The sequence below is a fragment of the Vibrio rhodolitus genome, assembly GCF_003350325.1.
In the GTDB taxonomy this organism is placed as follows: Bacteria; Pseudomonadota; Gammaproteobacteria; order Enterobacterales; family Vibrionaceae; genus Vibrio; species Vibrio rhodolitus.
In genome coordinates, this window is sequence record NZ_QLYZ01000023.1 from 1 (window position 1) to 17,793 (window position 17,793).

At 45.7% G+C, this 17,793-nt stretch carries 20 protein-coding genes and 1 other RNA gene; 12 read left to right on the forward strand and 9 right to left on the reverse strand.

Features of this window, described 5'->3' with window-relative positions:
• From DPF93_RS17900 to smpB, 3 genes are all read right to left on the reverse strand, one after another.
• Positions 1-112: transposase (locus DPF93_RS17900; RefSeq protein ID WP_164675395.1), on the reverse strand; the 112-nt coding region annotated here is incomplete at its 3' end.
• Positions 113-314: 202 nt separating this feature from the next.
• Positions 315-682: a transfer-messenger RNA gene (gene ssrA, locus DPF93_RS17905) on the reverse strand.
• Between the two features lie 67 nt (positions 683-749).
• Entirely contained in the window at positions 750-1,235 is a 486-nt protein-coding gene (gene smpB / locus DPF93_RS17910; RefSeq protein ID WP_075652281.1) for an SsrA-binding protein SmpB, read from the reverse strand.
• Positions 1,236-1,354: 119 nt separating this feature from the next.
• Between smpB and DPF93_RS17915 the strand changes: the two genes are divergently transcribed.
• Entirely contained in the window at positions 1,355-1,798 is a 444-nt protein-coding gene (locus DPF93_RS17915; RefSeq protein ID WP_114767446.1) for an SRPBCC family protein, read from the forward strand.
• Complete coding sequence (locus DPF93_RS17920; protein ID WP_114767447.1) at positions 1,788-2,141, forward strand: RnfH family protein; 354 nt, start codon at positions 1,788-1,790, stop codon at positions 2,139-2,141. Before DPF93_RS17915 ends, DPF93_RS17920 begins: the two co-directional genes overlap by 11 nt.
• Before the next feature lie 68 nt (positions 2,142-2,209).
• Here the strand turns inward: DPF93_RS17920 and bamE are convergent, their stop codons facing one another.
• The 3 genes from bamE to DPF93_RS17935 all read right to left on the reverse strand — a co-directional run bounded on the left by bamE (position 2,210) and on the right by DPF93_RS17935 (position 5,479).
• On the reverse strand, positions 2,210-2,569 hold the full coding sequence (gene bamE, locus DPF93_RS17925; RefSeq protein ID WP_114767448.1) for an outer membrane protein assembly factor BamE: 360 nt from the start codon (positions 2,567-2,569) through the stop codon (positions 2,210-2,212).
• A gap of 155 nt (positions 2,570-2,724) precedes the next feature.
• Positions 2,725-4,389, reverse strand: coding sequence for a DNA repair protein RecN (recN, locus tag DPF93_RS17930; protein WP_114767449.1), 1,665 nt, complete (start codon positions 4,387-4,389; stop codon positions 2,725-2,727).
• A gap of 232 nt (positions 4,390-4,621) precedes the next feature.
• Positions 4,622-5,479: a LysR family transcriptional regulator gene (locus DPF93_RS17935; RefSeq protein WP_114767450.1), complete on the reverse strand. Its 858-nt coding sequence runs from the start codon at positions 5,477-5,479 to the stop codon at positions 4,622-4,624.
• Between the two features lie 117 nt (positions 5,480-5,596).
• On the opposite strand from DPF93_RS17935, the gene DPF93_RS17940 reads away from it, so the two are divergent.
• Positions 5,597-5,971, forward strand: a complete 375-nt coding sequence (locus DPF93_RS17940; RefSeq protein WP_114767497.1) for a YybH family protein — start codon at positions 5,597-5,599, stop codon at positions 5,969-5,971.
• 119 nt (positions 5,972-6,090) lie between these two features.
• Here DPF93_RS17940 and nadK read toward each other — a convergent pair whose 3' ends face one another.
• Complete coding sequence (nadK, locus tag DPF93_RS17945) at positions 6,091-6,975, reverse strand: NAD(+) kinase (RefSeq protein ID WP_114767451.1); 885 nt, start codon at positions 6,973-6,975, stop codon at positions 6,091-6,093.
• Positions 6,976-7,119: 144 nt separating this feature from the next.
• Here nadK and grpE point away from each other — a divergent pair, with 144 nt between their 5' ends.
• The gene (gene grpE, locus DPF93_RS17950) at positions 7,120-7,725 is read left to right on the forward strand and encodes a nucleotide exchange factor GrpE (protein WP_114767452.1); all 606 of its coding nucleotides are present in this window, start codon (positions 7,120-7,122) and stop codon (positions 7,723-7,725) included.
• Between the two features lie 141 nt (positions 7,726-7,866).
• Here grpE and DPF93_RS17955 read toward each other — a convergent pair whose 3' ends face one another.
• On the reverse strand, positions 7,867-8,217 hold the full coding sequence (locus DPF93_RS17955; protein ID WP_114767453.1) for a four helix bundle protein: 351 nt from the start codon (positions 8,215-8,217) through the stop codon (positions 7,867-7,869).
• Positions 8,218-8,565: 348 nt separating this feature from the next.
• Here DPF93_RS17955 and dnaK point away from each other — a divergent pair, with 348 nt between their 5' ends.
• Positions 8,566-10,479 carry a molecular chaperone DnaK gene (gene dnaK, locus DPF93_RS17960; protein ID WP_114767454.1) on the forward strand — a complete coding sequence of 638 codons (1,914 nt, stop codon included), beginning with the start codon at positions 8,566-8,568 and terminating at the stop codon, positions 10,477-10,479.
• Between the two features lie 281 nt (positions 10,480-10,760).
• The gene (gene dnaJ, locus DPF93_RS17965; protein ID WP_114767455.1) at positions 10,761-11,909 is read left to right on the forward strand and encodes a molecular chaperone DnaJ; all 1,149 of its coding nucleotides are present in this window, start codon (positions 10,761-10,763) and stop codon (positions 11,907-11,909) included.
• A gap of 86 nt (positions 11,910-11,995) precedes the next feature.
• Here the strand turns inward: dnaJ and DPF93_RS17970 are convergent, their stop codons facing one another.
• The gene (locus tag DPF93_RS17970) at positions 11,996-12,424 is read right to left on the reverse strand and encodes a type IV pilin protein (RefSeq protein WP_114767456.1); all 429 of its coding nucleotides are present in this window, start codon (positions 12,422-12,424) and stop codon (positions 11,996-11,998) included.
• Positions 12,425-12,526: 102 nt separating this feature from the next.
• On the opposite strand from DPF93_RS17970, the gene DPF93_RS17975 reads away from it, so the two are divergent.
• The 6 genes from DPF93_RS17975 to DPF93_RS18000 all read left to right on the forward strand — a co-directional run bounded on the left by DPF93_RS17975 (position 12,527) and on the right by DPF93_RS18000 (position 17,748).
• Entirely contained in the window at positions 12,527-13,033 is a 507-nt protein-coding gene (locus tag DPF93_RS17975; RefSeq protein ID WP_114767457.1) for a GspH/FimT family protein, read from the forward strand.
• Positions 13,011-13,622 (forward strand): PilW family protein, encoded by a 612-nt coding sequence (locus tag DPF93_RS17980; protein WP_114767458.1) that lies wholly within the window; start codon positions 13,011-13,013, stop codon positions 13,620-13,622. The genes DPF93_RS17975 and DPF93_RS17980 overlap by 23 nt, the downstream gene beginning before the upstream one ends.
• Positions 13,619-14,047 (forward strand): hypothetical protein, encoded by a 429-nt coding sequence (locus DPF93_RS17985; RefSeq protein WP_114767459.1) that lies wholly within the window; start codon positions 13,619-13,621, stop codon positions 14,045-14,047. Before DPF93_RS17980 ends, DPF93_RS17985 begins: the two co-directional genes overlap by 4 nt.
• The gene (locus DPF93_RS17990) at positions 14,037-14,540 is read left to right on the forward strand and encodes a type IV pilus modification PilV family protein (protein ID WP_164675396.1); all 504 of its coding nucleotides are present in this window, start codon (positions 14,037-14,039) and stop codon (positions 14,538-14,540) included. The genes DPF93_RS17985 and DPF93_RS17990 overlap by 11 nt, the downstream gene beginning before the upstream one ends.
• Positions 14,541-14,792: 252 nt before the next feature.
• The gene (locus DPF93_RS17995; RefSeq protein WP_114767461.1) at positions 14,793-16,352 is read left to right on the forward strand and encodes an AbgT family transporter; all 1,560 of its coding nucleotides are present in this window, start codon (positions 14,793-14,795) and stop codon (positions 16,350-16,352) included.
• A 112-nt stretch (positions 16,353-16,464) separates the two neighbouring features.
• On the forward strand, positions 16,465-17,748 hold the full coding sequence (locus tag DPF93_RS18000; RefSeq protein WP_114767462.1) for a hemolysin family protein: 1,284 nt from the start codon (positions 16,465-16,467) through the stop codon (positions 17,746-17,748).
• Positions 17,749-17,793: the final 45 nt, after the last annotated feature.

The window sequence follows — 17,793 nt, forward strand, 5'->3', positions numbered from 1 at the left end:
TATGGCTCGTTGTTCCTAGTCGCGCTGCAACATCAGCCACGCTATGACCTTTTTCAGTCACTTGTTTGACTGCTTCAATTTTAAATTCTTCTGGATATCTCTTACTGCTCATAAGCACCTCTCTATTAGTCATTTTGTCTAACTAAAAGGTGTCTATCAAGTCGGTGGCTATTCAACCTAAATGTCCAGATACCTTGTTTAGAGAGTGTAAGATAGCGCATGTTTTAGTACCTACTTTTAGTACAAAACTGCAAAACGAGAGTCAACTTAAACAAAAAGGGCCAACTCTTTCGAGTTGGCCCTTTCCAAACGTTTGGTGGAGCTGGCGGGAGTTGAACCCGCGTCCGAAAACCTTTCATCATTGGTACTACATGCTTAGTCGATCTTTAATTTCACCACCGACCTGCGAACCGACACGCTAGCTGATGGCTATCCTGAATTATAATTCGTCGTTCATCTCTCAGGCGGGAGAATCCGGACTAGCGCGTTTGGGTTTGATCCCTCGTTGGTCCCCGTCTTACGTGCGGAAGCTAGGGCGAGAGAGCTCTGAGCAGGTTATTAAGCTGCTAGTGCGTAGTTTTCGTCGTTTGCGACTATTTTTTTGCGGTTTGTTAACGAGGCCTACCGCACCTCGGCATGCACCTCAGACTTCTGAATTCCCGTCGAATCCTAAATCAGCCCCAAGTGTTGGAAGCATAGTACCAGAAAAGCCCAGCCTGTCTAGTACTCTACTTCTTAAGTGGTCAAGATTAGCGCAATCCGCTCTTCATTACGCGCGCTTTTTCACGAGCCCAATCTTTTTCTTTAAGATCAGTACGTTTATCGTGCAGTTTCTTACCTTTTGCTACACCAATTTTGATTTTGACCCAAGAGCGAGACCAATATAGAGATAGGGCAGCAAGTGTCATACCTTCGCGGTTGATTCGACCAAACAAGTTGTCGAGTTCGCGACGGCTCATAAGTAGTTTACGCACACGTGTCGGGTTAGCGACAACGTGGGTTGATGCTTGATTAAGAGGAGTGATTGTCATGCCGCTGATAAAGGCTTCTCCGTCACGCATAAACACATAGCTTTCTGCGATATTGGCTTTGCCTTGGCGTAGGGCTTTCACTTCCCAGCCTTGTAGCTCCAAGCCAGCTTCAATTTCATCGTCAATGAAGTATTCGTGGCGAGCTTTCTTGTTAAGCGCGATAGTATTGCTACCCGCTTTTTGTTTTGAATTTTTCTTTGCCATAATGGCGACATTATACGGTGCACTGATGGGTTAGCAAATCCCTTTATTTGCGCTCAAGGCAAATAAAAGTAAAATTGCACTGAGCTTAACGCTTAGATTGTTCTGAAGTAGGAGAATATATGAAGCAAGTCACTCGTTCTGCATTGGTATCCTTTAGTGCTGATCAGATGTTTGATCTAGTTAATGATGTAGCCAGTTACCCAGAGTTTTTACCAGGTTGCTCTGGCTCGCGCATTTTAGAAGCGAGCACGTCTGGAATGGTTGCTTCGGTAGATGTCTCCAAAGCAGGGATTAGCAAAACCTTTACCACTTCAAATGAGTTAGTGGCAGGTGAGGCAATTTTGATGAACCTCGTTGACGGTCCATTTAAAACCTTAAAAGGTGGCTGGTTCTTTACTGCTCTTGATGAACAAGCGTGTAAAGTTGAGCTAAAACTGGAATTTGAGTTTTCCAGCAAGATGATTGAAATGGCTTTCGGCAAGATTTTTAATGAATTGACCAGTAATATGGTGAATGCTTTTACCAAACGCGCGAAACAGGTGTACGAGTGCTATGAGTATTGAGTCGGATATGATTCATGTGGAGGTAGTGTACGCACTGCCGCACGAACAACGTGTGTTTACTCTAGTGGTGAATAAGGCGATGAAAGTTGAAGAGATCATCGCGCAATCTGGTGTGCTTGAGTTGTACCCAGAGATTGACCTTAAAGAGAATAAAGTCGGAGTATACAGCCGTAATGTGCGTTTAGACGCGACAGTGCGTGATGGCGATCGTATTGAAATTTATCGTCCGCTGCTGGCGGATCCAAAAGAGATTCGCCGTAAACGTGCTGAGCAAGCTAAAGCGGCGGGTTCTGCTGATCCGGTAACCGGCGGCAAACCGAATGCTCTGCGCAAGAAAGATTAAACCTATTTTGGCTTAGATAAAACAAAGGCTCGCAATTGCGAGCCTTTTTAATGTTTCAATTCAGTGATTTAGTTGATGCTTTCGTAGAAAGATTCACTGATTGGGTAATCACCAGTTACTTCAACTAAGCGACCTTGATCATCGAATTTCACGATTAAGTCGCGTTGAATCGATTCTTTATGACCTTCGGTATGGTGGTAGATGTAATACCAAGTATTTGGGTATCCATTTTCTACTAACATTGGTGAGCCCATTACAAAGCGCACTTGCTCCTTGCTCATACCAAACTTCAATTTGTTTACCGCTTCTTGCTCAATGTAGTTACCTTGGTTGATATCAATGCGATACACCAACTTTTCTAACAGCGAACAACCCGTCAGCATTGTCATTGCGAGTGGTAGTGCGATAAGCCACTTTTTAAATTGCATACTCAAATTCTTGTAACTATCCATTTGTTAATCTGGGCTGATAATAAACAAGCTTGCCCCTAATGTAAAAAGCTCATCTTGTTTTGAATTATTTCAGACCATGATTTTTGAATTAGGTTGCAAAGTCACAATACAAATCGGGCAAAATTTACCAATTATGCCGCAATCAGCAATTCGCGTGCGTTGGCAAGCGTCGACTCGGTAATTTGGCTACCACCCAGCAAGCGAGCCAATTCCGCAACACGTTGGTCAACTGCCAATTGGTTCATCTGTGTTTCGGTTTTACCGCCTTTAGTTTGTTTGGCGACAAATAGCTGTTGATGACCACAACCTGCCACTTGAGGTAGATGCGTTACACACAGCACTTGCGTTGACTCTCCCAATTTACGCAGCATTTTGCCCACAACTGCCGCAGTAGGACCGCTGATACCCACATCCACTTCATCGAAGATCAAGCTAGGAGTATCAACTTTCTGTGCGGTGATGACTTGGATTGCCAGTGAGATACGTGACAGCTCACCACCAGAGGCGACTTTGGCGATTGGCTGCATTGGTTGCCCAGGGTTGGTCGAAACCACAAAACACACGCTGTCTAAACCCAGTGGTGATGGATGTGCACCTTGGTTAGTGACCTCAATACTAAACTGGGCTTTTTCCATGCTCAGCTCATGCATGCTTTCGGTGATCAGCTTGTTGAGCTCTTTGGCGTAGCGGCAACGTGATTTATGCAGTTTTTCAGCACTTGCCAAGAAGGCTTGGTATTTGGTCTCCACATCTTGTGCTAATTCTTCGAGTTTTTCATCTGAACAATCAAGTTGTTCAATTTGCGCCAGCAAGTCTTGATGGTGCTGGTAAAGCTCTTCTGGTAACACATGGTGCTTGCGTGACATCGACATGACTTTAGAGAAACGCTCTTCCACAAATGCCATGCGTGCGGGATCAACATCGATGTTATCCAGGTAGTTACGCAGTTCGCTATTGGCTTCTTCGACTTGGATGATCGCTTCTGCCAGCATATTCGGCAGTTCAGCCAATTTTTCATCCAGTTCTGCAAGCTGAATTAGGGAGTGACTGGCTGATTGCAAAATACCAAGCGCATTAACTTCTTCACCTTCGTAAATAAGCTCGATGGCTTGTTGGCAAGTTGAGGCAAGCTCTCCGCTATTGGACAAGCGTTTATGTTCTTGTTCGAGTTCTTCATACTCTTCCTCACCAAGTGAAAGTTCATTAAGTTCTTTGATTTGGTATTCCAACAGCTGTTTCTGCGCTTGGTTTTGTGCGCTATTTTCGCGAAGTTGTTTTAGGTTGTTATCCGCCTGACGCCAAGTTTGGTAAGCGTTGCGGGTACTTTTCAGCAAGTTAAGGTGTCCAGCATACTGATCCAGCATTGCCAGTTGGTATTCACTTTTCATCAATTGATGATGCGCGTGTTGACCATGGATATTAATCAGTAATTGCCCTAAAGATTTAAGTTGCGAAAGGGGAACAGGGCTACCGTTAATAAAGGCGCGTGAGCGACCATCTTTAGTGATGGTACGGCGCAAGATGCAGTCATTGCCATCTAACAGTTCATTGTCTTCTAACCAGCGGGTGGCATGGAGGTTATTCTCCAGTGAAAAAGCCGCACTGACTTCGGTTTTTTCTTCGCCTTGGCGCACCATAGAGGCTTCCGCGCGACCGCCTAAACATAACCCCAGCGCGTCAATCGCAATGGATTTACCTGCACCCGTTTCACCAGTAATAGTGGTCATGCCTTTAGAAAGTTCTAGCTGCAAAGATTTAACAATAGCGAAATTATTAACACTTAGATGAGCCAGCATTTTGAGTTACCTGTTTAAATGAACAACACTGTATATAGATTCAGTATATACTGTTTCTTTATACAGTAAATATAGGTAGGCAAAAAATTGTGAGGAAAGTGGAGGAAAATCAATATTGAATTACATTGTTTGCTTATTTCTTGATTGATTTGTTGAGGAGTTGAGCAAAGAGAATCTTCCTAACTCTTTGCTCTATATGACAAAAAATAAGCATCGCTCGGGAGGCACTCCCTTATTTTGATAAACGATTTGCTAACATTTCTATGCTTTTTTGCACGGCAATCGGTGGATGTGCGGTAAACGCTGTGAGCGCGTATACAGTATTGTTTGGCAGTGTCCATTGAGGCGTGAGGTTGACGATCTGCGGTGATGTTTGCTCAAGATAAAAGTCAGGAATTAGTCCAATGCCAGCGCCTGCACGGATCAGAGCAAGGCAGCTGTGAAATGAATTACTCATGCAGTTGGCTTGGCTGGTAAAGGGAGTCACATCACCAGAGCTGGATTGAAAGTGGTGAACATATTGCTCACCTTGCCAGGAGTTGGCGATATAGGGCAATGCTTCCAGCGGTTTGCCAAGCATGGCGGCGCTGCCACACAGCACATCACGAAACTGTCCGATGCGTTTTTGTTTTAGGTTGCTGTCGGGTGAGTTACCCACGCGAATAGCCAGGTCGATGTCGTGCTGCATAAAATCAAGCCTTTGATCATCGTTAATCAGTTCAGGGCGCAGCTTTGGGTATTGCTTGAGGAGTTCGGCAATAACAGGGGCGACTAAGGTATCCATCAAAGCGTGCGGCGCGGTAATGCGGATTCTTCCTGCGGGTTCCGCTTGCTGTTGACGTGTGGCGTTCCAAGCTTGATCGGCAATGCTGTTAATGTTTTGGCAGCTAAGGTAGAACTGCTCACCCAGTTCAGTCAGGGTTTGGCGACGTGTGGTACGTTTTAACAAGGTCGCGCCGAGCTCGTGCTCAAGGGCTTTGAGGTGCTGGCTCACAACTGACTTAGAAAGATCGAGTTTATCTGCTGCTGCCGAGACCGACCCTTGTTCGACGATATGAGCGAAGATAGACATTTGTCTGAGTCTATTCATTATTGTTCTCTTTTTCTAAACAGTGATTTCTATTGTCTTTGTATTTCATTGTAATCAACCCACCTACACTTGTGGTATCAAAATGACTAACGAGAAACGGATATGACAGTGAATACAATTGAACAAAACGCAGTGTTAGAAGCGTGCAAACAAGGCATTAAAGCGTGGCAAACGGCGTTTAATCAACAAGATGCCCAAGGTTGCGCGGCGCAATATCAAGAAAGTTGCACCATGCACGCGCGACCATTTGGTGAGTTTACTGGGCGCGAAGCTATCCAAGCTTTCTGGCAAGACATCATGGATAAGGGCTTTAAAGATGTCGATTACACCGAAGTCGAGTGGCAACCTCTTGGCGACGATGCGTTTATTCTGTCTGCCAAGTGGACTATGAACCAAGCCTTTGGCGTCGTGCACAAAGAAGTATGGCAAATTGACGCTGACGGCAAAGCCCGCCTAGCCAGCGATGACTTTGAAGTATTAGGCGAACGTTAATGAAAAAGGCTTGCTTTTAGAGTGCAAGCCTTTGCTATTTTATCCGTAATCCGTAATCCGTAATCCGTAATCCGTAATCCGTAATCCGTAATCCGTATTCGCGTTCTCACTTCTCGCCGCTAAAAGAGCTTACTCGCCCAGCCCAATTTGTTACGCAGTACGTGATAGTAGCTGTAATCTTTCGGATGGATCAGCTTAAGCACATTCGGGCTTTGGTAAATGTGGATCTCATCACCTGGAGAGACGGGCAGTGAAACTTGTCCGTCACAGCTGACTTCTTGCGTGCCACGGTTGTCCGGTGATACCACGAGCTTGATGCGGCGTTTGCTATCAACCACCAGTGGGCGGCTTGATAGGGTATGCGGAAACATCGGTACCAGCGAAATGGCATTTAAGCTTGGTGAGAGGATCGGACCGCCACCTGAGAGTGAATAAGCGGTAGAACCGGTTGGCGTTGAAATGATCAAACCATCAGAGCGCTGAGAGAAGGCGAAGCTATCATCAATATACACTTCAAATTCAATCATGTGTGCCACTTGCCCTGGGTGGAGCACTGCCTCGTTTAACGCTGCATTATGGCTTTTGATCTGTTTATGACGATGAATTTCCGCTTCAAGCAAGAAACGCTCTTCTTCGATAAATTCGCCATCCAGCACCGCTTTAAGTGCAGTTTGGAAATCTTCAGGGTTAAGATCGGTCAAAAAGCCTAGATTACCGCGGTTGACACCAATCACGGAGATATCGAATCGAGAGAGGACGCGCGCTGCGCCGAGCATATTGCCATCGCCACCAACTACAACCGCCAAGTCGGCAATTTTGCCAAGTTGGATAAGGCTCGCAAAATGCTCCTGTGGGATATCACTAAGAATGTCGCTTAAGCGGTCGTCAATATATACGCTGTAACCCTCGGCAGTTAACCAATCAAACAACTCTCTATGGGTTTGAATTGCTTGCTGATCTCGAGGTTTACCAATGATGGCGATCACTTCAAAAGGTTTTTTCATGTCTTTTCCGGCACAATTAGGCTTGATTCGATAATCTTCATCCCCATAATAATGGCAAGTTAGCTAAATATGCGAATTTTTGTGTATTTATAGCGTGTATTCGTGACACGCGGGCAGCACAAATACGTGAATTCTGGAGATATCATGAGCAACGAAGAGAAAAAGATCCAAGAAGAAGAGCTTCAGCAGCAAGAAAAAGCAGTTGAGTCTGACGTAGAAGCAGTTGGTACAGACGCTGATATCGAATGGAACGAAGAGACTGAGCTAGACGAGCAAGAAGCGAAGATCGCTCAACTAGAAGCAGCTCTACTTTCTAGCGAAGCGAAAATCAAAGATCAGCAAGACAGCGTGCTACGAGCGAAAGCAGAAGTAGAAAACATGCGTCGTCGTACTGAAACTGAAATCGATAAAGCGCGTAAATACGCCCTGAACAAGTTTGCTGAAGAGCTACTGCCAGTAATCGATAACCTAGAGCGCGCTATCGCAGCCGCTGACGGTGAAAACGAAGCAGTGAAGCCATTACTTGAAGGCGTAGAACTGACGCACAAAACTTTCGCAGACGCAGTTGCGAAGTTCGGCTTGAAAGAAATCAATCCTGAAGGTGAAGCATTCAACCCTGAATTCCACCAAGCGATGTCGATTCAAGAGAGCCCAGACCACGAGTCAAACACTGTTATGTTCGTAATGCAAAAAGGCTACGAGCTTAACGGTCGCGTGATCCGCCCAGCCATGGTTATGGTTGCGAAGTAATCTTTTGATTGCAAAAAACGCCTCGTCTTTCGACGGGGCGTTTTTTTGGAACGCTTCGCATACGGACGCTTCGCATACGGACGCTTCGCTTACAGAACGCTGGCGCTATGGAATTGGGATTTTTGCGACTGAATTTTGAGCTTACCCAGCAAATCTTCTATGTTTGCGAATAAGAGCAAATAGCATTTTGCTGATCCGTTCGCATTGCTCGCTTAGTACGTCACAATCGTCGTGAGGTATATAGTTGAGTTCTTTAGCCATCATCAATTGGGTTTTAAGCTCTCCAGTTGATCCTTTGGCGACATCTAGAAAATAAGCGGTTTCTTTGTCGCTATATCTTTCGATGCCCTCTGCGATATTGCTAGGAATAGATAACGCAGAACGCTGTATTTGATCGCGAAAAGAGTAATCTTTGGTGAAACGAAACAGTATGTAAATTTCCTTGCACAGCACAAAGCTCATTTTCCATACATCTAAGTTTTGGTATTTCATATCAACGCATTTGTTGGTGAAAAACTTAGTTTTGCTGAAGAGTGTTGTAATCTAGTGGGAAATTAGCACCAAATGTTGAGAGTTGATTCAACAGTTGACAATACTTGTCCCGAAAAAAACAAAATATCCCGCATCCCGCATCCCGCATCCCGCATCCCGCATCCCGCATCTTTTTTCAATTTTTTTTCCCTTGTTCCCTTGAAATGCTGTTTAGCGCCCTTATCTATGGTGCATACGAGAAGCAAACATTAAATTTTTTGTTTGTGAGCAAGGGTTGAAACCCGATTCTCTATCCCCCACATAGGGGATATAGCAAAACGAAAATAGAATTTATTCGGAGATAGCCTGATGGGTAAAATCATTGGTATTGACTTAGGTACTACTAACTCTTGTGTTGCTGTTCTAGACGGTGACAAGCCACGCGTAATCGAAAATGCGGAAGGCGAGCGTACAACAGCATCAGTTATTGCATACACAGATGGTGAAACGCTGGTTGGTCAACCTGCTAAACGTCAAGCAGTAACAAACCCAACTAACACGCTATTTGCAATCAAGCGTCTAATCGGTCGTCGTTTCGAAGACGAAGAAGTTCAGCGTGATATCGAAATCATGCCTTACAAAATCGTTAAGGCTGACAACGGTGATGCATGGGTAGAAGCGAAAGGCCAAAAAATGGCTGCTCCTCAAGTATCTGCTGAAGTACTGAAAAAAATGAAGAAAACTGCTGAAGACTTCCTAGGTGAGGAAGTAACTGGCGCAGTTATCACAGTTCCTGCTTACTTTAACGATGCTCAACGTCAAGCAACTAAAGACGCTGGCCGTATCGCAGGTCTAGAAGTTAAACGTATCATCAACGAACCAACTGCAGCAGCGCTAGCTTACGGTCTAGACAAGTCAGGCGGCGACCGCACTATCGCGGTATACGACCTTGGTGGTGGTACATTCGATATCTCTATTATCGAAATCGATGAAGTTGAAGGCGAGAAAACTTTCGAAGTTCTAGCAACTAACGGTGACACTCACCTTGGCGGTGAAGACTTTGACAACCGTCTAATCAACTACCTAGTAGATGAGTTCCAAAAAGAGCAAGGTATCAACCTTAAGAACGATCCACTAGCGATGCAACGTGTTAAAGAAGCAGCAGAAAAAGCGAAGATCGAGCTTTCTTCTACTTCTCAAACTGACGTAAACCTACCATACGTGACAGCTGACGCGACTGGTCCTAAGCACATGAACGTTAAAGTGACTCGTGCGAAACTAGAATCTCTAGTTGAAGATCTAGTACAACGTTCTCTTGAGCCACTAAAAGTAGCTCTAGCTGACGCAGACCTATCTGTAGGCGACATCACTGATGTTATCCTAGTTGGTGGTCAAACTCGTATGCCAATGGTTCAAGCGAAAGTAACAGAATTCTTTGGTAAAGAGCCACGCCGTGATGTGAACCCAGATGAAGCAGTAGCTATGGGTGCAGCAGTTCAAGGTGGTGTACTAGCAGGTGATGTTAAAGACGTTCTACTACTAGACGTTACTCCTTTGTCTCTAGGTATCGAGACTATGGGCGGCGTAATGACTAAGCTAGTTGAGAAGAACACAACTATCCCAACTAAAGCGAACCAAGTTTTCTCAACAGCAGAAGACAACCAAAGCGCGGTAACAATCCACGTGCTACAAGGTGAGCGTAAGCAAGCGTCTTACAACAAGTCTCTAGGTCAATTCAACCTAGAAGGCATCCAAGCAGCACCACGTGGTATGCCACAAATCGAAGTTACTTTCGACCTAGATGCTGATGGTATCCTACACGTATCAGCGAAAGACAAGCAGACTGGTAAAGAGCAGAAGATCACTATCCAAGCTTCAGGCGGTCTAAGCGATGAAGACATCGAGAAAATGGTTCAAGAAGCAGAAGCTAACAAAGAAGCGGACAAGAAGTTCGAAGAGCTAGCAACTGCACGTAACCAAGCAGACCAAATGATCCACGGTACTCGTAAGCAAGTGGAAGAAGCAGGTGAAGCGCTTCCAGCAGACGAGAAAGAGAAGATCGAAGCAGCAATCGCAGAACTTGAAACAGCGCGTAAAGGCGATGACAAAGAAGCGATCGATGCGAAAGTTCAAGCTCTAGCAGCAGCAGCGCAAAAGCTAATGGAAATCGCTCAACAGCAAGCTCAAGCTCAGCAAGCACAAGGTGCTGACGCAGGTGCTCAGTCTAAAGACGATGACGTTGTAGACGCGGAATTCGAAGAAGTTAAAGACGACAAAAAATAATTTATCGTCGCTATAGCGTGTAACTTCTGTGTCGAGAGTGCTCACTTACTTGCGTAAGCTGCGCGCTCTCTCCTTGAACTAACGCGCTCTAGCTTAGATAAATCGTTTTTAGAATCTAACGATACGGGCGTCAGAGGTAACTCTAACGCCCGTATGTTTGTAAGTAGGATTGTCATTCTAGCTAAGCTCTTTGAGTAAAAAGCTTTTAGCTAGAACGATACAAAAAACACCAAGCGATGCTGATTCTGGCTCGTTTGCAGTAATAAATTGGTGACTAAAGCATGTCAAAACGTGATTTTTACGAAGTATTAGGCGTAAGCCGCGATGCATCTGAGCGCGATATTAAAAAGGCTTACAAACGCCTAGCGATGAAATACCACCCAGACCGTAACCAGGGTGACGAAACTGCATCTGACAAGTTTAAAGAAGTAAAAGAAGCGTACGAAATCCTGACGGATCCGCAAAAGAAAGCGGCTTATGATCAATACGGTCATGCAGCATTCGAACAAGGTGGCGGCGGCTTCGGCGGTGGCGGCTTTGGTGGCGGCGGCGCTGATTTCGGTGACATCTTTGGTGATGTATTTGGCGATATCTTCGGTGGCGGTCGTCGTGGTGGCGGTGGTCAACGTGCGCAGCGCGGTGCTGACCTGCGTTACAACATGGAACTGACACTTGAAGAAGCGGTTCGTGGCGTATCAAAAGAGATTGAAGTACCAACACTCGTACACTGTGATAGTTGTAATGGTAGCGGTGCGAAGAAAGGCACATCGGCAGACACTTGTGGCACCTGTCACGGTCACGGTCAAGTGCAAATGCGTCAAGGCTTCTTTGCGGTACAACAGACCTGTCCTACCTGTCATGGTAAAGGCAAGATCATCAAAGACCCATGTAATGAATGTCATGGTCAAGGTCGTAAGCAGAAGACTAAAACGCTTAACGTTAAGATCCCAGCTGGTGTTGATACTGGCGACCGTATTCGTCTATCTGGCGAAGGTGAAGCGGGAGAAATGGGTGCACCAGCGGGTGACTTGTATGTTCAAGTGCACGTGAAAGAGCACCACATCTTTGAGCGTGATGGTAACAACCTGTACTGTGAAGTACCGGTAAGCTTTGCAATGGCAGCACTAGGTGGTGAAGTTGAAGTCCCAACACTAGATGGTCGTGTGAACCTTAAAGTACCAACAGAAACGCAAACCGGTCGTATGTTCCGTATGCGTGGTAAAGGCGTGAAAGGCGTTCGTGGCGGCGGCATCGGTGACTTGATCGTGAAACTTGTAGTGGAAACACCAGTTAACCTAAGCTCTCGTCAAAAAGAACTATTGAAAGAGTTTGAAGAATCATGCGGCGGCGAAGCGGCAACTAAGCACAAGCCAAAGTCTGAAGGCTTCTTCAACGGTGTGAAGAAATTCTTTGACGACCTAACTAGCTAATTATTAGTGAATTAGAACTCTTATTTTAAAAGCCTGCTTTAAGCAGGCTTTTTTGCATTTATCTTCCTTCAATCTTCTGTCTACGGCTACCAACAAGCGCTTGGGTTACCCAAACCAGTTTGATCTAAGCTGAGACGATCACTTATGCTGGCTAGGCAATCATCCTGTGTTTGCTTACCGACGGGCTGCGCGTAAATGGTGTAGCTATCAATACTTGCCTCTATTGAAAACAGATAATCGCTTGGTTTGCTTTGGCAAAGCGAGCACTCTCCTGCGGGCATCAATGCCTCTTTAGCCTCGCTATAACTGCCGTTGTAATTACTCTCCAGATAAAGCTGTAAGCGACTCATATCCGTTTTGGCGAGGCTGCGAGCTGCCTTAATCATTTGGCTTTGGTAACTAGGGTAACTCACAGCAACCAGCACTGAGACGATCGCAAGTACGATTAGCAGTTCGAGCAATGTCATTGCTCTTAAACGGTTTGTACCTAATTTGCAGTGACTCTTTCGCGCCATTTCAACTCTTCCCTCGTTTCATACTTTGCTCATTGTGCGAGTTGCTAGTATCGGGACAAGGTTGAATCGAAATGTCATCGGAGTTGCATGAGGTTTTGGGAAATGAATCGAGGCTTTAACTTGCTTGAATTGGCGTTGGTGATGTTACTGATATCCCTAGCTGCGAGTCTGCTACTGCCAACATTTAGTGATTTGAGTCGTCGTATTGCAATAAAGCGCTTAGCTGATGAATTGGTGGGTTTTGTTCTCCAAGCTAAAAGTGAGGCGATTTTGCGTAATAAGCGGTTGTATGCGCATTTTTCATTTGAAAAAGCCGCTGTGGGCAGGCAAGGGGAGTGGTCCATTGTCTTAAGCGCTCAGAGCGATTTAAGTGGCGAGCGATGGCTTCAGCTAAGTGGTAACGCATTTCAAGGGCTTGAGATTCGCCACAGCTATGTCACCAACTACATCACTTTTGACCCGATTCGCGGGCGTCCGAGCAGCGGCTCAATTGAATTCAAGGTTGTCGGTAGCAAGCAAGCTTTAAAAGCGATTTTGGCTAATCCACCAGGAAGGATCCGCATCTGCAGCACCGAGGGAGAGGTCTATGGCTACGCAGCGTGTGACTAGGCAGCCGCGAGGGTTTAGCTTAGTTGAGTTTTTAGTTGCTATGACACTGAGTTTAATGGCGATAGGGCTGATTGGCTCGGTATTTATTAGCGCGCAAAAGGTAGCGCATCAGCGTTCCAAACAGCTTTATTTATTGCAAGCGTTAAGCGCGGTTTTCCAGTCTATTGAGGGGGATATCCAACGCGCTGGTTTTGATAACTATCAAGGTGATGTGTTGACCCTTACGGGGACAAACGAGGTGGTAGATATGCGCAGCAGCAGTGATTTTGGTTTGGCTTACTATCGAGAAATGGCAGACAACAAACACTTTCGCGCGATTCGTTACCGGCTGGATGGTGATGCGCTATTGGTATGTGAGCAGGGGGCACAGCAGCAAGCGGCAATAAAAGCACTAGAAGCGATAGGTAGTTGTCGCTCAATGTTGGATGAGAAAAACCTGCGGGTGACCGAATTCAGTCTGACGCCGTTGCCGCTGATCTCATCCAGCGCGCAATCATCGCTTTGGACGCTGAGTATGGCGGTGCAAAGGCGAGATCTTAGCTATTCCCATCATCTAACTATTGATATCAAACAAAGGAACTGGCAATGAAAAAGCAACAAGGCGGATTAAGTTTAGTCACGGTTGTTGTATTGCTTACAAGTCTACTTTTTCTGGTAATAGGCAGCTATCGAATCACTTTTCATCAGATTAAAGTGGCGCAAAACGAGCTGAAAATGCGGCGGATTCACTGGCTCGCAGAAGGGGCAATCGAGTGTGGCTACAGCTTTATTCGTGTCATGGATGTTGATCCTAACAAACTGTTTTTTGCCAGTTCTGAGGCGAGTTATCAAAGTATGCAACATGAGTGTTTAAGCGAGCTAAGCCATGAAGCGCTGTTTAGCCATGCTTTGAGTGCTAGTCGCTATCAGCTTTCATATCAATATGATGGCACCATTCGGTTAAGCCGCGCTATTGAACTGGATGCCACGAGCGGAGAGTATCGTTGGCTTAAGGGGGCGTGGAATGACTACTAACTGGAATGCAAGATGTAACACAAGGCGCAAGGCGAAGCATAAAGCTAAGCATAACGGATTTTCGTTACTTGAAGTGTTGATAGCCCTATTTTTAGTGGGGAGCTCGGCTTTAGGGATCATTAAACTGCAAGCGAGTTTGGAGCAACAGGCGAGTTATATTTTGCAACAAACGGAGGCGATGTATATCGCCGAGCGCCAGTTAGAGCGCTATCTGGCTCGTGGGCAAAGTCCTGCTGAGTCAAGTGGGCTTTTGAGCTATGCGCAGCTTGAAAGCAGTGATAACTGCCTACATTCGCAAATAGGTGCTAATGGTTTTGTTTATGCGATTGACTGCCAAGTCGAGGCGGTTTCTGGTTTGATGGCAGCAGAGCTTAAAATGGTGAAAGTGACAGTAACTTGGCACAATCGGGTGAGTGATGGCGCTGAGCTCAATGCACAACATCAGCTTTCTTTGGTGAGTCAGGTGTCAAAATTTAGTGAATTTGACTTGTAACAAAATGTTTCTAGCACGAAAAATACGGTAAAGGTTTCAAAAAGGTTTCAATATTGTTTATGGCTAATTTGCAGTATTGTGTCTTTAATGTTGTGTCAACAGGGTAAATTTGCAAAATATGTCTCTAAATGTGCTTTTTTCTGTAGGGGTATGTGCTTTTGTGTGATGTATTTAATAAAATGCTCGATTGGATATAGACCGCTATAACTATTTTTACAGGTCAGACTAAACAACATCACATATGGAATTACCATGAGTAACCAAGCTGTAAATAAAGCACCATCACCAAAGCCGAGTGGTATGGATCGCTTTCTAAACGCGATTGAGCGCGTCGGCAACAAAATTCCAGATCCAGCGATCCTGTTCTTCTGGGCTCTAATTATTACATGGGTAACATCAGCTCTTTTGTCGAACGTGACGTTCGATCTAATCAACCCTCGTACTGGTGATGCTCTAACGGTAAGTAACCTTCTAACTGGTGAAGCGCTAGCAAGCTTCCTAGCAAACATGGTGACAACGTTCACTAGCTTTGCTCCACTAGGTATCGTACTGGTAGCGATGCTAGGTGTTGGTGTTGCAGACTCTTCTGGCTTTATCACAACAGGTCTTAAGAAGATGCTGAACGTGACGCCAGCTAAACTGCTAACGCCAATGCTAATCCTTGTGGCTATCGTATCGCACACAGCGGCAGACGCGGGCTACGTACTGGTTATTCCTCTAGGTGGTATCATCTTCCACGCGGCGGGTCGTCACCCTCTAGCGGGTATTGCTGCTGCATTTGCGGGTGTATCGGGCGGTTTCTCTGCAAACTTCATCCCATCAGGCATCGATCCACTACTAGCTGGTTTCACGCAAACTTCGGCTCAGATCTTAGATCCTGACTACATTGTTAACCCACTAGCAAACATCTTCTTTACGGGTCTTTCTTCTCTAGTCATCATCCTTATCGGTTGGTATGTAACTGAGAAAATCATCGAGCCTCGCCTAGCGAGCACGCCGATTGACGAAGATGCAGAAAAAGCACCGGATCTAGGTACTTTTACTGAAGAAGAATCGAAAGCATTCCGCGCAGCGGGTTGGTCAATGATGGCAGGTATTGCGCTACTTATCGCGGCAATCATTCCTGAAACATCAGCGCTACGTTCTCCTGAAGGCGAAATCACAGCGTTCTCTGCGCCATTAATGAAGTCTATCGTACCGCTAATCTTTATCCTGTTTATCATTCCAGGTTACGTTTACGGTAAAGTGTCTGGCACATTCAAGACCAGCAACGACATCATCAAAGCGATGGCGACAACAATGTCGACTATGGGTGCTTACATCGTAATGTCGTTCTTCTGTGCACAGTTCCTATCTGCATTTGCACAGTCAAACATCGGTACTATGCTTGCGCTATACGGTGCTGAAGGTCTAAAAGCGATGAACCTTCCTGGTGAAGCAACCATCGTGGGTATGATCCTGCTAACGGCTTCTGTAAACCTACTGATCGGTTCATCTTCAGCGAAATGGGCGCTAATTGGTCCAATCTTAGTGCCAATGCTAATGGCTGTAGGTATCTCTCCTGAGCTATCTCAAGCGGCATACCGCGTGGGTGACTCTGTATCGAACATCATCTCACCACTAATGGTATTCTTCCCACTTGTGGTTGTTTACTGTCAGCGTTACGTGAAGTCGACAGGTATCGGTACGCTAGCGTCTCTAATGATGCCATTCTCTATCGCGATGCTAATTGGTTGGTCAATCTTCCTAATCGCTTACTGGATGCTTGGTATTCCTCTAGGTGTACAAGCGCCATACACTTACACTATGTAAGCGACATAAATGGTTACAAGCCTACCCACACGGGTAGGCTTTTTTTTATCTGCGACTCGCTATACACTGCAATTCGGCGGCAAATGCCGTTATTCCTGGAAAATAAAAATTTATGAAAATTCTGCTTTTAGTAGGGTTAATTGTATTAAACGGTCTTTTTGCGATGTCAGAAATCGCATTGGTTGCTGCAAAAACAAGTCGATTAAAGCGCTTAGCGGAAAAACACAAAGCCGCCCAAGTCGCGCTTAACCTCAAGGAAAATCCCACACGTTTCCTTTCTACCATTCAAATCGGTATCACGGTCATTGGTCTACTAAGCGGTATTGTCGGTGAAGCGACTCTTTCTGCTCCGCTGGCACAGCAAATGGAACTTTGGGGCTTGTCCGCTGAACAAGCAAACGTGCTCTCCACGCTTATCGTAGTTGTCGGCATTACTTACTTTGCGATTGTAGTTGGTGAACTGGTGCCTAAACGCTTTGCGCAGTCTCAGGCTGAGACGATTGCGGTATTAGTGGCATTGCCTATCTACTGGGTATCAAAGCTCACCACGCCGTTTGTATGGCTTCTGTCATGGTCTACTGAAGCTCTGCTTAAGCTGCTGGGACAGAAAAACCAAGAAGACAGCGTGACTGAAGATGATATTCACGCCATTGTGCGCGAAGGCTCTGAGTCAGGTGCGATTGAGCAGGGTGAACAAGAGATGATCCGTAACATCCTGCAGTTAGATGATCGCTTGGTGAGTTCGCTGATGACGCCACGCCGTGATATCGACTTCCTCGATATTGACCAGCCAATTGACCAGATTCTAAAGCGCTTGCGCAGCACAAAACATAGCGTGTTTCCTGTCTGCCAAGGGCATATGGATAAGATGGTTGGTACCGTAACAGCCAAAGCGTTACTCAACCAAGCCAATAACCTAAGTGTTCAGGTGATTGTTGGTCTATGTAAAGCGCCGGTTTACATTCCTGAGTCGATGAAAGGTTTGCGACTGCTCACTTACTTTAAAGAGTCTGGCTCTGAGATGGCGTTCATTGTTGATGAGTATGGCGATATTCAAGGTGTCGTGACCCACTATGACGTGCTTGAAGCGATCGCGGGTGAACTATCGAATAACCCTAATGACCTATGGGCAGAGCCTGCTGACAATGGTTGGGAATTAGATGCGCTTATCCCGATCAGTGAGCTGAAAAACCGTCTCGATCTGGCGGAAATTGATGGCGAAGAAGAAGGCTTCCAAACCCTCAATGGTTGGTTAACTTGGCATGCAGGGCGTTTGCCAACACAAGGTGAAGTGTTTACTTACCAACAATGGCAATTCAAGGTGCTGGTGGTTGAGCACAACCGTATTATGCGCGTGAAAGCAACGCCTGTCGTTCTTGAAGCGGCCGAGTCATAATCTTAGCTTCGCTTAAGTTTTACTTCAGTTGTGCAATAGACCTAA